Source organism: Candidatus Pelagisphaera phototrophica (assembly GCF_014529625.1).
GTDB classification, from domain to species: domain Bacteria; phylum Verrucomicrobiota; class Verrucomicrobiia; order Opitutales; family Opitutaceae; genus Pelagisphaera; species Pelagisphaera phototrophica.
On sequence record NZ_CP076039.1, the window covers coordinates 3985242 to 3999639 of the forward strand.

General features: G+C 50.9%; 11 protein-coding genes, 1 pseudogene and 1 riboswitch. Of the genes and pseudogenes, 6 read left to right on the forward strand and 6 right to left on the reverse strand.

All coding sequences use genetic code 11. The features are described from left to right. Positions 1-11 precede the first annotated feature (11 nt). Positions 12-908 (forward strand): amidohydrolase family protein, encoded by an 897-nt coding sequence (locus GA004_RS17420; RefSeq protein ID WP_283395155.1) that lies wholly within the window; start codon positions 12-14, stop codon positions 906-908. Next, a complete protein-coding gene (locus GA004_RS17425; RefSeq protein WP_283395156.1) occupies positions 905-1447 on the forward strand; it encodes a gamma carbonic anhydrase family protein in 543 nt (180 codons plus the stop codon). The genes GA004_RS17420 and GA004_RS17425 overlap by 4 nt, the downstream gene beginning before the upstream one ends. A gap of 2 nt (positions 1448-1449) precedes the next feature. On the opposite strand, the gene lnt is transcribed toward GA004_RS17425, so the two are convergent. After that, positions 1450-3033: an apolipoprotein N-acyltransferase gene (gene lnt / locus GA004_RS17430; protein ID WP_283395157.1), complete on the reverse strand. Its 1584-nt coding sequence runs from the start codon at positions 3031-3033 to the stop codon at positions 1450-1452. 105 nt (positions 3034-3138) lie between these two features. Here lnt and GA004_RS17435 point away from each other — a divergent pair, with 105 nt between their 5' ends. Both GA004_RS17435 and GA004_RS17440 read left to right on the forward strand, forming a co-directional pair. Next, positions 3139-3381 (forward strand): FmdB family zinc ribbon protein, encoded by a 243-nt coding sequence (locus GA004_RS17435; protein WP_283395158.1) that lies wholly within the window; start codon positions 3139-3141, stop codon positions 3379-3381. A gap of 1 nt (position 3382) precedes the next feature. Then, a complete protein-coding gene (locus GA004_RS17440; RefSeq protein ID WP_283395159.1) occupies positions 3383-4540 on the forward strand; it encodes a tRNA-queuosine alpha-mannosyltransferase domain-containing protein in 1158 nt (385 codons plus the stop codon). Positions 4541-4672: 132 nt separating this feature from the next. On the opposite strand, the gene GA004_RS17445 is transcribed toward GA004_RS17440, so the two are convergent. From GA004_RS17445 to GA004_RS17465, 5 genes and pseudogenes are all read right to left on the reverse strand, one after another. Beyond that, positions 4673-4873 (reverse strand): hypothetical protein, encoded by a 201-nt coding sequence (locus tag GA004_RS17445; RefSeq protein ID WP_283395160.1) that lies wholly within the window; start codon positions 4871-4873, stop codon positions 4673-4675. A gap of 301 nt (positions 4874-5174) precedes the next feature. After that, positions 5175-6449, reverse strand: coding sequence for a deoxyguanosinetriphosphate triphosphohydrolase family protein (locus GA004_RS17450; RefSeq protein ID WP_283395161.1), 1275 nt, complete (start codon positions 6447-6449; stop codon positions 5175-5177). Positions 6450-6567: 118 nt separating this feature from the next. Further along, complete coding sequence (locus tag GA004_RS17455; protein ID WP_283395162.1) at positions 6568-8097, reverse strand: glycine hydroxymethyltransferase; 1530 nt, start codon at positions 8095-8097, stop codon at positions 6568-6570. 27 nt (positions 8098-8124) lie between these two features. Continuing rightward, a riboswitch (ZMP/ZTP riboswitch) is annotated at positions 8125-8205 on the reverse strand. 132 nt (positions 8206-8337) lie between these two features. Beyond that, on the reverse strand, positions 8338-8505 hold the full coding sequence (locus GA004_RS17460) for a hypothetical protein (RefSeq protein WP_283395163.1): 168 nt from the start codon (positions 8503-8505) through the stop codon (positions 8338-8340). 36 nt (positions 8506-8541) lie between these two features. Then, a pseudogene (locus tag GA004_RS17465) lies at positions 8542-9702 on the reverse strand (sulfatase-like hydrolase/transferase). 304 nt (positions 9703-10006) lie between these two features. Here GA004_RS17465 and GA004_RS17470 point away from each other — a divergent pair. Both GA004_RS17470 and GA004_RS17475 read left to right on the forward strand, forming a co-directional pair. Beyond that, positions 10007-13240 carry a 3-keto-alpha-glucoside-1,2-lyase-like domain-containing protein gene (locus tag GA004_RS17470; protein WP_283395164.1) on the forward strand — a complete coding sequence of 1078 codons (3234 nt, stop codon included), beginning with the start codon at positions 10007-10009 and terminating at the stop codon, positions 13238-13240. 212 nt (positions 13241-13452) lie between these two features. Then, entirely contained in the window at positions 13453-13668 is a 216-nt protein-coding gene (locus tag GA004_RS17475) for a hypothetical protein (protein ID WP_283395165.1), read from the forward strand. Positions 13669-14398 lie beyond the last annotated feature (730 nt).

A 14398-nucleotide genomic window follows, 5' to 3' on the forward strand; every position in this document is an offset into this window, starting at 1 on the left:
TAATTCGAGATATGACGATCGACGCGCATATTCACTTGTATCCAGCTAGCGCTTACGAGAATACGAGATCCTGGGCAGAGAAGTGGAAAGAGCCCTGTTGGCTCCAATGCGTTTCCCCTAGCTCCGGTCCAAAGCTGCAAGGATGGGCTTCGGTTGATCAACTACTCAGGGACATGGATGCCGCAGAGATCCAACAGGCGATCATACTTGGCTGGTATTGGGAAAATGCCAACACTTGCTACGAAAACATCTCCTGGCAAAGGGATTGGATCGCTAGCCATCCGGATCGCCTGATGGCGTTCGCACCTTTCAACGCTAAAGGGCGAGCCGCATCAATCGACGCTTTGAAACAGGCATTTGAATGCGGGTTTGGCGGGATCGGGGAACTCAATCCCCCCGCTCAAGGCTACACTTACGTAAACGAAACTTTGGATCTAGCAATTGCCCTAGCTGGCGAATACAACGTTCCCGTCAATTTTCACGTTACCGATCCAACAAGCCACGAGTATCCAGGCAAAATAGAAACGCCAATCGATTCCCTTTTAGCGCTGGCAAAGAGCCACCCGAAAACTACTTTCATCTTTGCCCATCTCGCTGGGATGATGGAGCTGCCCAAGTTGAGGAGCCTCAGCAATGTATATCTCGACACCGCTGCGGTTCCACTGCTGTACCCACGCGACATTTATCAAACCGCAATCGAATCGATAGGGTGCGATCGCATCCTGTTTGGGAGCGACTATCCCCTTCGGACATTCCCGAAGACGCAGCGCAAACCGGATTTTAAGACCCATATTGATTCCCTTAAGAGCTCCGGTGTTTCACCGGTTGATTTAGACAATATTTTCGAGAGAAACATTAGGGAGATTCTCCCGCAGGGCGAGCCTTTCCCCAACGAAGCAACCTCATGACTACCGAAGAACGACTAGAAAAGCACCTTTCCCAAGATCCTGTCATCCCGGATACCGCCTACGTTGCCAAGGAAGCTGCTGTGATGGGTGATGTTACCATCGGTGACCAGGCCAGCATATGGCCCGGTTGCGTACTCAGAGGAGACATTAACTCAATCAGAGTCGGGGATCGGTCAAATATACAAGACGGTACGATAGTGCACCTTGCGGATGACTATGGCGTGGAAATCGGCAACGACGTAACGATCGGACACGCGGCGATAATCCACGCGTGCAGGATTGAGGACGAATGCCTTGTCGGGATGGGTGCAACAGTGATGGATGGTTCCGTGATCGGAAAGAATAGCATCATCGGAGCCGGCGCTCTTGTAACGGGTTCAACAAAAGTTCCTCCTGGATCGCTCGTCCTTGGGTCTCCGGCAAAGGTTTTCCGAATACTGACCCCCGAGGAGCAGTCAGGCATCAAGAACTGGGCCTACAAGTACACCAAAGTAGCCGCGGCTCACAAAAGCAAATACCAGCAAACCAAATCACCCTAAGGCTAGTCTTGCAGAGCACCTTTATAACGAAGGGCGATCAGTCCAGCGATCAATAAAGCGCCCCAGCAAACCGCGACAAACCAATCTCCTTTCTGGGTATAAAAGGTCTCTCGCCCTTTCCACCGCTTGTCTCGATCGACTTTCCAGGTCGTACCACCAGAAAACCAAATTTTGCCCTCCTCGTCGAGGAGTTCATCCCGTACGTTACCGTATTCGTCGATCCACCCGGACCATCCGTCATTTCCTACACGAAACACAACTCTACGGTTTTCGACGGCTCTCAGAACCGAGTGGGCCATATGCTGGAAAGAAGCGGCGCTCTGACCATACCAGGCGCTGTTTGTGGCAACGAAGAGCATGCCCGCACCTTCAAGCGTGGACTTTCTGGCGAGACTGGGAAAGACGTCTTCATAGCAAATGAGCGTTCCAATATTAATGGTTCGGCTCGGCATGGACAAGGGCAACAAGGAGACTCCCTCTCCCTGATACAGATCGCCCTCGATCGGCACTATTTTTTCAATCCATGGCCAAACGCTCCGCAAAGGGATGTACTCGCCAAAAGGAACTAAGTGCCTTTTCGCGTAGTATTCTGGATACATTCCCCATTTCGGTCGAATCAAATACACTCCATTGTACCAAACTTCATCTGATTCTGCAACCAACGCTCCGGCAAAAATGGGGGTATCAATCTGCGTAGCTAATCGCTCGATCCAAGCCTGCATAATGGTGTCCCCTTTGATCGGATACGGCAAGGTCGCTTCCGGCCAGAAAACCAGATCCGGTTTCATCGGTGCCAGAAGCAGGGTGTTTTTTTCAATTTGATCCAGTATCTCTCTACTTAGAGAAGCGTCCCATTTTTCGTTTTGGGGAATCGCTGGCTGCATGGCAGCCGCTCTAAAGAGAGGCTCCCTATCCTGTCCCGAAATGTGACGTGTCTGCAAGAAGGTCATGCTAACGAAAACAATGAGGGCCAGATAGAACTCTGGGCAAAACGTCTTGGTATCGGTTCGCGAATAACGGACGATACGCAGCATGTAGGCAGCCACGCCCGCATTGAGCAACGCCAGTCCAAACGAAATCCCCCAAGCACCCCAAAATACGGCGCTCTGCAGCATGATGGGCCGACTCCATTGACTCGCTGACAACGGTAACCAAGGAAAACCGGTAAAAACCCATCCTCTAATATGTTCGAGAACAACCCACAAAGCGGAGGTTCCGATCGCGAAGGGAAGGCCCATCCAAGGACCCTTTCCGAGGAGGCGCTTACTCAACCAAAAAGTCCCCACGCACCAGAGCATAAAATGCAGCCCCACTACTCCCGAGAGAAGCGCCAAACCCATCCACGTCACATGACTTAGCCAAAAGATAAGGATAAACCACGCCACCCAACCGGCTAAGAGCCCCGTCCAGGCAACCTGCTTTAAAGTAGGCCCCATACGGAACCAGATCAGAAAGGGAATCAGCACGACAAATCCCGCTTCCGGAAAGTCGTACGGAGGGAACGCTCCGACATAGAAAACAATGGTCAATACGAAGGCCGCAACCTGGGCGATCTTACTCCGATTCGCCACCATCCACTTTGCCATTTCGCTGATCCACATCGGCGGACAAAGCAGCCCGAATTCCTTTTCTTAGCAAGAAATTACGCTTCCCGACATTGACGAACCCCTATCGCTACACAAGTTAGAGGCATGGCAACGTACCTCTATGAGACAATTCCCGATTCTGACTCCGAAGAACCTGTCCGGTTTGAGTACCAGCAAAGCATGAATGACGCGCCTTTGACAAACCACCCAACCACGGGGGTGCCCGTAAAACGTGTCATTACAGGCGGATACGGATTCAACGTGACTGGAAGCGTGCAGAGTGCTCTGGTGCCATCCGCTGGAGAGAGCTGTTGCCAGCAGGGTGGATGCGGCTGCTCCTACAACTAGAGTGTCACCACAAAACCAGACTCCTCCCAAGCCATTCAAGATCTGTCTTGTAGAGCCCTTCTTTACCGGATCACACCAACGCTGGGCCAACGAATTCGCTAGTCGTTCTAGACATCGGATAGACATTCTCTCCCTGCCTGGGTGCCACTGGAAGTGGCGTATGCATGGAGCCGCCGTAACAATGGCGGAAAAATACCGAGCCCATGGAATTCAATACGATGCCATTGTAGCCAGCGATATGCTCGACCTGACCGTGTTTCTCTCCTGTCTAAGGGATGAAACGGCTCGTACTCCGGTTGCGGTCTATTTCCATGAAAACCAGTTACTCTATCCCTGGTCCCCAAGGGACTCTGATACAAAGAAAGGACGAGACCTCCACTACGCGTTTATCAACTATTCCAGTGCCTTGGCAGCAGATGCGACCTACTTCAACTCCAACTATCATCGTACGTCGTTTCTAGACGCCTTACCCAATTTCCTAAAACGATACCCGGATTTCCAAAACTTGGATACGGTTTCAACTATTCGACACAACGCATCGACCCTTTGGCTAGGTATGGATCTGAAGGCACTCGACTCATTCCGCTGTCCAAATCGAGGGAAAATGGCAGACAAGCCACTGATCGTTTGGAACCATCGCTGGGAGTACGACAAAAACCCCATCGGCTTCTTTCGAATATTGTACGGTCTTGTCGAACAAGGGATCGATTTTGATTTGGCTTTGCTAGGAGAGGGCTTCGAAGAAGAACCTCCTTATTTCAAGGAAGCAAAAGAAAGGCTCGGCAACCAAATCGTGCAATATGGGAAAGTTCCTCTCTTCTCGGACTACGCTCGCCTGCTATGGGAGGCGGACATTTCCCTAGTCACGTCTCGACAGGACTTCTTCGGCCAAAGCGTGGTGGAGTCAATACACTGCGGGTGCCACCCCATCCTACCCAATCGGCTTGCCTACCCCAATCATCTGGAGCCCAGCCAATGGTCACAGAACTTCTATGAAACAGAAGACGAAGCGCGACGCTTGACGATAGAACTGATCCAAAGCGGGGCTTGGAAAAAGCCTTTTCAGGGAGCAAGCCTAGTATCGCACTATGATTGGAGCAATCAGACGCGTATCTACGATTCTTGCCTGGACCAGCTTGCTCAGCTGAGGAAGTCCTAGTTTTAAGGACCTGCCCGATTCCATTACGAAAGCTCCATATAGGTGCTTTAACATGTAGTTGTGTCGAACGTATCCATACCCGTCTGTACCCCAGTTGACCCCCATATGTTCTTGAATGTAAAGAGTTACATCTTACAGTCTTCGGTTGGTGCTTCTAAAGCCAACAAGTGTAACCGCATGGCCATAATTTCCCCGAGGGGTTTGACCATCCAGAAAGGCCGCCCTTCTAATCGACCAAGAAGAGGGCCAGCCCATTCCGACAACGACCGGCCACCGTGGATTCAACGTATGCACGATATTACCCAAAAAGATATTCTTGTCTCTTCCCGGCATGGCAAACGCCCGGATAACTGAGCGAACACGGGCTTTCTGGATGATCTCGCTCGAAACGATTTGCTAGAACGCTCGATCGTATTCCCTCATGCTATGTGCGGAGGAAAGCAGCAAGTTCCTTTGCTCAGGATTGAAACTGGTGTCAATAAGCTCATCAAATTCCCGATTGAGCTCCGCAAACATGCGATTATGGTTTTCCAACAGGGTATCATCCGAGTTCTCAGAAATTCTCCAACAATGGACCTCACGAGACCGTAGGTGATTCAGTCCTACCTTCGCGAATTGCCAAAGGCAAAATGCTCTAGTCTAGGTCGATGATCGAAGCGTATTCGGGATCGTAAAGACGCTTGTGAATTCTCAACGCCTGACCATCCGTCAAGCTGGCTAGGAAGTCCCGAGCGACCAACCGTTGCTTTTCGGGGTCTTCCGTTGCTTGCTTCATCCAAATCGCCTGCTGTTCCGGAAGAATCTTGGATCTCGGCTTTTCAGACTCCAAATACGAATCCGACAAGGCTCGAAACAAATCCTCCAAAACGCGATCTCCCTTATAGTCCATCTGCTGAAGCGGTGCTGACCTAAAAATAAGGTCTAGGGCCACTCGCTTGAAGAAGCGGGCCGTTCGTTTTGCCTCCGAATTCACTTCCAAGGAGAACGCATACCGGTTTGTAACTCCCGACAAAGGACTTTCACGAGGAACGAGACGGCAGGACCGAATAAAGTCGCCTATCTTGACCCCGAAAACCGCTTCGAGCCGGTCTTTTCGGATATCATTAACGAAAGCGTCAAACAAGGGTTGCGACTCGGCATCGAGACCTTCTCTTGCCGCCCAACGCTCAAGCCGTTCCAAACTAAGGAAACCGGCTCGGACGCCGTCGACGATATCGTTGATACAATAAGCAGTATCATCCGCCCAGTCCATTATCTGGCACTCCAGACTAGCCATCTTTCGAAACGCCCCATCCACTTGCGCTCCCTTACGATCAATGTCTTTCTCGTGTACAAATTCTCGATACACACGTTGAAAGTCGTATATGAAGTGGTTTCGAGGCCGATCCCTTTCTGAAAACGAAGACTTGTATTTCAGAATGCCGTCGAGAAATGCCCTCGTAGGAGAAATACCCCTTTGCTTGCCACTTGAATGGTACAGCGTATCCGTGATCAAACGCAAGGTTTGAGCATTCCCTTCAAATCCGCCAATGTCGTAAAACAAACGGTGGAGCGTTCGCTCACCGCCATGACCAAAAGGCGGATGGCCCAGATCGTGGCTCAAGCAGCAGGCCTCAACCAAATCCGAATCGATGTAGAAGTCGTCGTTTAAATACTTCGAGTCGCTTTGCAGGAAATGGCAGATCGATCGACCAATCTGGGCAACCTCAATGGAATGGGTCAGCCGCGTACGGTAAAAATCGTACTCTCCCGAAAGATAGACCTGGGTTTTGGATTGAAGCTTTCTGAAGGCTGATGAATGGATGATCCGGTCCCTATCAACCTGAAAAGGCGTTCGGTAGTCATCTGGTCGCTTCCCTCCAACGAGTGGCTCAAAATCGTAATCGGAATAGAAGGAGTTTTTCGACATTTCCCTCAAGTGAAGACTCCGTATTCGTAGGACCTAGCCACCAATCTCAGTGGCAAAAAGGAAGCTCGCTTCCGAAGCCGTTAATATTCTGCTTTGTCGTGCCCATACTTCTCAATTTCTATAGCGAAAAGTGGCTTATCAGGAATTCGACATCCAATTCTGGATACAATACGAATCGGTCTAGAAGGCTTTGCACACGAGCTCTTCCCTCCTCTACGACAGTTTCAGAGATATCGTATTTCACTTTGCTGGGCTGACCCGCATTTTTACCCTTAGTGAGTATTTTTGGCGTAGTACTTGAGAGTATGAGCTTAAAAATCGAAGCTATCTCTTTCATCTCCTCGGCTCCCATTCCCAATGATGTGATCGCGGGGGAACCAACTCGCAATCCACTCGTGTAGTGGGGGCCATTGGGATCGAAAGGTAACGAGTTTCGGTTCAACGTAACGCCACATTCACGAACGGCGGCTTCCGCCTGTCGTCCGTTGAGACCGAACGGAGTCACGTCGATCAGCAAGAGGTGGTTGTCGGTTCCACCCGTGCAGATCTTGAGACCTTCGTCGATCATGGCGTCCGCGATGGCTCGCGAATTATTCACCACGTTCTGCGCGTACTCTTTAAACTCAGTCTCGTTTGCTTCCTTAAAAGCAACTGCTTTGGCTGCCATAACGTGCGGCAGCGGTCCGCCAATCACGAGAGGACACCCTTTATCAATATACTCAGCAAACTCCTTTTTACAAAGGATCACTCCACCACGAGGGCCTCGGAGTGTCTTGTGTGTGGTCGTTGTCACTACATCAGCAAACGGCATCGGATTGTAGTCGCCCTCGAAAACACCCCCGGCAACCAGTCCTGAGAAGTGGGCCATATCAACCAACAGAACTGCTCCCACCTTATCAGCTATTTCCTTCATCCGACGGAAATCTACCTTTCTCGGATAGGCGCTATAACCCGCTAACAGGATCAATGGCTTGATCTCCAGTGCCTGAGCTTCCAGCTCATCGTAGTCGAGCAACCCGGTCTCCTTGCTGACTGAATAGTTGTAGGCATCAAAAAACTGGGCGGAAATGTTAAATCGATAACCGTGAGTCAAGTGGCCTCCGGAGTAGTAATCCAGTCCGAGCATTTTCTGATTACCCATCGCCGCGCGCACCTTGTTCCAATCCTCTCGGGACATTTTGGAAGGGTTGGCTTCACCCATTTCCTCGATGAGAGGTGTGCCGACTCTAGCCTGCAGGATGGCCCAAAAAGCGATCAGGTTCGCATCCGCCCCCGAGTGAGGCTGCACATAAGCGTGCTCCGCATCAAAAAGCCGGCAGGCTTGCTCACAGGCTTCGCTCTCGATCGCATCGATGTTGTCGCAACCCGCGTAGTAGCGAGCCCCAGCGAATCCTTCCGCGTACTTGTCCGTAAGCAAATTGCCCATGGCCGCTTGAGTGTTCAGCGTGGTAAAATTCTCGGACGCAATGAGCTTGAGATTGCTGCGTTGGTCCTGGAGCTCTTTCACAATCGATGCGGCGATCGGCGCGTTTACCGAGGCAACTTGTTGCAGGTTCGCAACATAGCTCAGCATGGCGGGATTCACTTCATCCGGCGAGCGGGACGAGAGATATTCAGAGACAGGTGACGTCGTAGTCAGATTAGACATGATGGAAGCATTTATAGTTTTAAAAAGTGGCTCTACCCAGGCGCTCGATAGAACCGCGAAGCTTCCTAGCGGTCAATCCCGCCTTACTCGCCAGTCGCAAAAAATAGGGGAACATCGAATGCAAAACCCGAAGAGGAAGTCAACCCATAGATAAACGCTGGCCGCGATACCTTTCCGCTCCAGACACACTTTGAGGCAAAAACGTTAGGTCAAACGGTAACAAAAGGACGTCGATTTCTCCTACTCAAGACCTACGACTTTCCGCTCGGTGACGGGCCACCACTGGGCGATCTTGTGGGCCAGCCGAACTACGAGTTTCGGATTCGATGTGGCGAGATTGTTTCTCTCGTGAGGGTCGATATTCAAGTCAAACAATAGAGGTGCTGTCTCATCGGGAGGATATTTCATGCGTCCCGGTTGGCCGTCATACCGAAGCAAGAGTTTCTAATCGTCCTCAATTACCCAACGATAGAGAAGAGAATCTTCGGGCTTGTGGACGTCTGCAATATCGTGAGCGAAGGCTTCGCCAAATATCGTGTCGCGACGGATTTTCTTTCCACTTTGGAGCGCGGGTAGCAAATTCATACCCGGCCAGTTATTTGGAACCTCAACGCCAGCGGCCGCGAGGATCGTAGGTGCAATGTCAATACTCGTACACAGTTCAGGACGATCGGTCGCGTCAATGCGATCCGGCCAGGAAAACAGGATCGGCGTACGCGTCCCCATCCCATAAGGGCTGCGTTTGGAATGAGCCGCGTATCCATTCATATCTGTACTCTGAATCCAACCATTGTCACATACGTAAACGACCAGTGTGTTTTCGCGAAGCCCCTAAGCTTCTAGCTTCTCGAGAAGCTGCCCACAAGCCTCATCGAACCACTCGCACATTGCATAATACTTGGCGACAAAATCGCCTAGACCCATCGCTTTGTACTTGTCTAACAAGCGCACCGGGGGCGTATGGGGGGTGTGCGGCAGAAACGGAGCGTACCATACGAAGAACGGCTTTTCCTTTTCAACTGCCTCATCGATGAAGTCGAAAACCGGTTCCATTCCTTCGCGGCCAATTGTCAGGCCCGCATCTCCGTGACGACCTCGTGGCTTGGGAAAGCCCGCGGTCATACCATGCGTGAAACCGCCCCGCTGGTAAGAACCCTCCCACCATTTGCCGCTCTGGTGACTCAGGTATCCCGCTTCGCCCAACAGTTCGGGAACGGTCGGCAGGTCATCGATGTGGGAAATAATTAGCTCTCGGGAATCCTTCCCCGTTTCCCTCGCTTGTCTGGCATTGGCTTCGGTTTCCGCCGGGTTATTTCCAGACGTTCGATGTTGGTGCGTATACAGCCCAGTTACTAGAGTCATCAAAGACGGCCGACAAAGCGCGGTGGGAACATAGCCTCGCCGGAACCCCGCACTCTCACTCGCCAACCGATCAATGTGGGGCGTGTCAATTTGTTCGTGCCCCATGAAGCTGTAGTCCGTCCATGCCTGGTCGTCAGAGAGGATCAGCACAATGTTTGGCTTTTCAGCGGCCGCGGCCTCGACGGACCAAGCAGAATCAACAATCACAAATGGGAGGGCTAGGATTAAGAATAAACGCATCATGTAAAATAACTATTCAAACTGACATCTCGAAGACCAATGATAAACTACCCACTGCTAATTTTGTACCAAGTTTAGCACCGATCGTACTAGCAAATTCGGGACTCTTCACGGATAATGCACCCTGAGGGCCTGAATCCGTAAACAGATTTGCGACCGCATCGACACCTTGCGGTAGAAGCATCAGCACCCATAATCACCTCGTTTTCAAAATTCTCTGCTGACGATATCCTGCCATTTCACTTTCAAGACCTAATAAACCATTATGACGACTCGACCATCGGCACCCGCGTTCCAACGATTCAAAATGGCAACGGCGACCAGCATCGCCCTGCTAGCTGTTTCCGCATTCGCCCAGGAAAGCTTCGAATCCCTTTTCGACGGCAAAGACCTTTCCGGATGGAAAGGACAGAGTGAGCTCTGGAAAGTCGAAGACGGAGCAATCGTCGGCTCCACACATGGAGTCACCTTGGAAGCCAACACATTCCTCATCTGGCAAGGTGAAGACGTCGGCAATTTTCACTTAAAGGCAAAGCTCAAACTCGTCGGGGAAAACAACTCCGGCATCATGTACCGAGCTCAAGCTATCGAAGGCGTGGCCCATGGGCTATCTGGAAATCAGCTCGATATTCACCCCAAGCCGGAGTATCTTGGCATGTACTACAGCGAGAAAACCGGCCGGGGTATCGTAGCTACTCGTGGGCAGAAAGTCCTCGTTACCAAGGCAGTTGATGAAAAAGGGAAATCCAAACCTCAGGTTACCGGCGATTTAGGCATGGAACCCAAATTCAAAGTCGACGAGTGGAATGAATACGAAGTGCTGGCAGTAGGTGCCCGTGTCATTCATAAAGTGAATGGAGTGGTAACTGTAGATGTGGTCGACCGTTTTCCGGATGTACCTCGCAAAGGTGCGATAGGAATTCAACTACACCGTGGCCCTCCAATGGTTGCCTATACAAAAGACATCCAACTAAAGCGTCTGAATGGGAAAGCGGGTCGTGAGGCCATTGAGGCGTTTGTGGCGAAACCCAAGGAATTTGAAGAAGGAGCGGCCATTAATGAAAACCGGGCGACGCCACGCGACCGCATAACGGTCAAAGAAGGTTTCGAGGTCGAGCTGCTCTATTCCGTTCCAAGCGAGACTCAAGGCTCTTGGGTCAATCTTTGCCTCGACAATAAGGGCCGTATCATTGCCAGCGACCAATACGGCGCTCTCTATCGTTTCCCAGTTCCCGCCCCCGGGCAAAAGCTCGACCCTGAAGACGTGGAAAAGGTCCCGGCCAAAATTGAAGCGGTTAATGGGATGCTATGGGCTTTCGACGCTCTCTACGTAGGGGTTAATGAATACCGCGATCCCACCAAGTCCGGTCTCTACCGCCTCACCGATTCTGATGGGGACGACATGCTAGACAAGGTCGAGCTGCTACGCCAAATTTCCGCGCGTGGAGACCACGGCGTGCATGCCATTCGGCTCTCCCCGGATGGTGAGTCGCTGTTTCTGATAACCGGCAACAACACCGAGCCGACCGAATGGAACTCTTCTCGGGTAAATACGAATTGGGGTGAAGACCACCTGCTTCCCCGTATGCCCGATGGCCGAGGACACAACCGCGACCGCCTCGCTCCTGCGGGAATCATCTACAAAGTCTCTCCCGATGGTGAGGACTTCGAAATCTACTCTCACGGCTACCGCAATATTTTCGATGCTGACTTTAACGCCGAGGGGGAGCTCTTTACCTACGACGCGGACATGGAGTACGACTTTAACACCCCATGGTATCGCCCTACTCGCGTTCTCCACACCGTGAGCGGCTCAGACTATGGCTGGCGTAATGGAACGGGCAAGTGGCCCGAATGGTACGTCGACAGCGTACCTGCTGCCGTTAATATTGGCCCCGGTTCACCCACGGGTGTGGCCTTTGGTTACGGAGCCAATTTTCCAGCCAAGTATCAAAATGCTCTATACATTCTCGATTGGAGCTGGGGAAAGATCTACAGCGTCCACCTACGTCCAGACGGTTCCAGCTATACGGGCGAGAAAGAGGACTTTATTTCCGGTGCACCGCTTCCCGTTACCGACATCGTTATCAATCCAAGCGACGGTGCCATGTATTTCACCATTGGGGGCCGCAAAGTTCAGTCGGGACTCTATCGCGTTACATACATCGGTGATGAAGACACTTCTCCTTCCATCGTAAAAAACAGCGGACAGAAAGCCAGAAACTTGCGCCATAGTCTCGAGGTGTTTCATGGCGTTGTGGATACAAGCGCCGTCAATAAGTCGTGGAGGTATTTGAATCACGAGGACCCATTCATTCGATCTGCCGCTCGAATTGCCATAGAAAGCCAGCCTTCCAATAGCTGGGCCAACCGAGCCTTTAAAGAGAGAATCCCCGAACGCCGTATACCGGCGTTGCTCGCTCTCGCTCGTGTGGCAGGAATTGATCGCTTTCACCGAAAGGACGGCGATCCACCCGTCAACAAGACTATAGGCAATGACATTATCAATGCTCTCCTAGACATCGACTTCGAAGATCTCGACGAAACAGGACGGTGCGCATTAGTTCGAACCTATCAAGTGGTGTTCAACCGATTTGGAGCTCCCAGCCCTGGACTGGCCCTGAGAGCAACCGTTCAACTGGATACTCAGTTCCCAGCGGAAACGATTGAAATGAACCAGCTCCTTTGCGAGACGCTCGTTTATCTACAGGCCCCCACCGTCGCGAGAAAAGCGATTGGGCTGCTCAAGCAGGCTCCGACTCAAGAAGAGCAGCTCGAGTATGCACGGTCGCTCCGCATGCTGAAGGCGGGATGGACCAATCAACTCCGCACGGACTACATCGAGTGGTTTCTCAACGCCGCGAACTACCGCGGTGGCGCGTCCTTCGAGATCTTCATCGAGAACATTCGCAAGGAAGCGATGGTGACTCTAACCGACAAAGAACGCAGTGATCTTGCGGCCGTTCTCTCGCGAAAGCCTGAAAAGAAGTCACCCATCGAAGCCCTCACAGCCAATTTCATGAAGGGTCGCAATTTCGTTAAAAACTGGACGATGGACGACCTCGCCGCAGAAGCGAACCTGAGTATGGCAAACCGCAATTTTGAAAGAGGCCGTACTATGTTCGCTGGAACCGCCTGCTACTCCTGTCACAGATTCCAGAATGCCGGTGGCTCCACGGGACCTGACCTTACTGGCTCCGGTGGACGGTACTCTCCAAGCGACTTTCTCGACCAGATCATCAATCCTGGCAAGGAGATCAATGAGCAATTCGTTCCGATCGCCGTGGAGATGCTCAATGGCGAGACTCACTACGGTGTGGTCGTCAATCTCAAGGCCGACAGAGTTACGATAAACACGGATCTCACCAATCCCAACCAGCGTACCAACATTGACCGAAAGCAAATCAAGAGCCTCGAACCTTCAACGGTATCGCCTATGCCCCCTGGGCTCATCAATATGCTGACCAAGGAAGAGATCTTCGACCTCACCGCCTACGTCCTCAGTGGAGGGAATCCGGACGACAAACGGTTCTCGAACTGAGCAACTCGGACAAACATTTTGTGGGTAGCGGGCACTCTCTGATCACCCGCTACCCATTTTGTTCCCTCTCGTTTCGATGACTTGCTAGTTGGGGGGGGAATTCGTCATGGATTGCTAAAATAACAACTCATTCTACCCCGATGAAACTTCACTACTCCTTTCTTTCGTTGGCCATTTGGGCTCGTTCCAGCTTTTGAGCTTAGGCAATCTCTATGTATCGTAAGGAGGAATACGATGTAACGGGTATAAAAAACGAGTCCGTCATTGTTCGAATCAATAATCGTCTGAGAACAATCAAGGCGGAGCGGATTACCATAGTTGATGATGCCGCCAACCAATACCCTGCTGTGGTTGCAGATATGGACGATCTCCTCGTCTCTCTAAAATCCAAAGGAACTCGCAGTCTCATAGATGAAGCGGATATCTAAGTATCCGCAGACTTAAGTGACTGTTTTCTCGTTATAGTTCCCGGGTCTAGCAATGATGTGAGCACTGTTGTTCGCTCTTTACCCGACCAACCCGCCAATCAGTCGTCGAAAGTCTCTTTCACCATCAAAACAGGCAAGCTCACCAAGATGGAGCACTATCGTCTTTGTCTTTTTTCCGAAGGAAAGTCGAACTGAATGATTCCCTGACCCTTTTAGATAAGCCGGCGTCAGAAAAAACCCACCAACGATTAGAGCGGCAATCTTGAGGGCAATTCTTGGATTCGTGATTTCACGTAGAATATTTTCAAAAGACTTTGGATTCAGAATGAAAAGCCGTCCCCACACGCTAAATAAGAGTAGCGGCCTCGAAATGGACAATGAGCCGCGGTTCCACTCTAGTTGCCAAGAAATAACCGCGATCCCCTTTCATGGACAACCAAAAAGTTGTTCATTTAAGGGTCTTTTGAGTTAGAACAGGATCATTAGCTGTCCTACTTATCTTTATGCCTATTTTTAACTCGAATGCGTCCATCTATTGTTGTTCAAGCATCTTATTTAGCCCGAATATTCAATATGAACTATTTTTGAATAATTTAAGAAGGTAGATTTAGCCCTGTTTCCCTTGCTAAGGCCGAATTAAACCAGTGTTGTTTAATTTCTGAACTACTTCACAATTTATCTAAGATCTAATTAATTCTTTCTAAACTGTTCAAGAAAATGAGTAAAACAC

Excerpts from the sequence above, each read along its gene's own strand:
- GA004_RS17470 (WP_283395164.1), top strand. The coding sequence starts at position 10,007 with ATGGCAACGGCGACCAGCATCGCCCTGCTAGCTGTTTCCGCATTCGCC.
- GA004_RS17420 (WP_283395155.1), top strand. The coding sequence starts at position 12 with ATGACGATCGACGCGCATATTCACTTGTATCCAGCTAGCGCTTACGAG.
- GA004_RS17475 (WP_283395165.1), top strand. The coding sequence starts at position 13,453 with ATGTATCGTAAGGAGGAATACGATGTAACGGGTATAAAAAACGAGTCC.
- GA004_RS17425 (WP_283395156.1), top strand. The coding sequence starts at position 905 with ATGACTACCGAAGAACGACTAGAAAAGCACCTTTCCCAAGATCCTGTC.
- GA004_RS17445 (WP_283395160.1), bottom strand. The coding sequence starts at position 4,873 with ATGCCGGGAAGAGACAAGAATATCTTTTTGGGTAATATCGTGCATACG.
- GA004_RS17435 (WP_283395158.1), top strand. The coding sequence starts at position 3,139 with ATGGCAACGTACCTCTATGAGACAATTCCCGATTCTGACTCCGAAGAA.
- GA004_RS17460 (WP_283395163.1), bottom strand. The coding sequence starts at position 8,505 with ATGAAATATCCTCCCGATGAGACAGCACCTCTATTGTTTGACTTGAAT.
- GA004_RS17450 (WP_283395161.1), bottom strand. The coding sequence starts at position 6,449 with ATGTCGAAAAACTCCTTCTATTCCGATTACGATTTTGAGCCACTCGTT.
- GA004_RS17455 (WP_283395162.1), bottom strand. The coding sequence starts at position 8,097 with ATGTCTAATCTGACTACGACGTCACCTGTCTCTGAATATCTCTCGTCC.
- lnt (WP_283395157.1), bottom strand. The coding sequence starts at position 3,033 with ATGGCAAAGTGGATGGTGGCGAATCGGAGTAAGATCGCCCAGGTTGCG.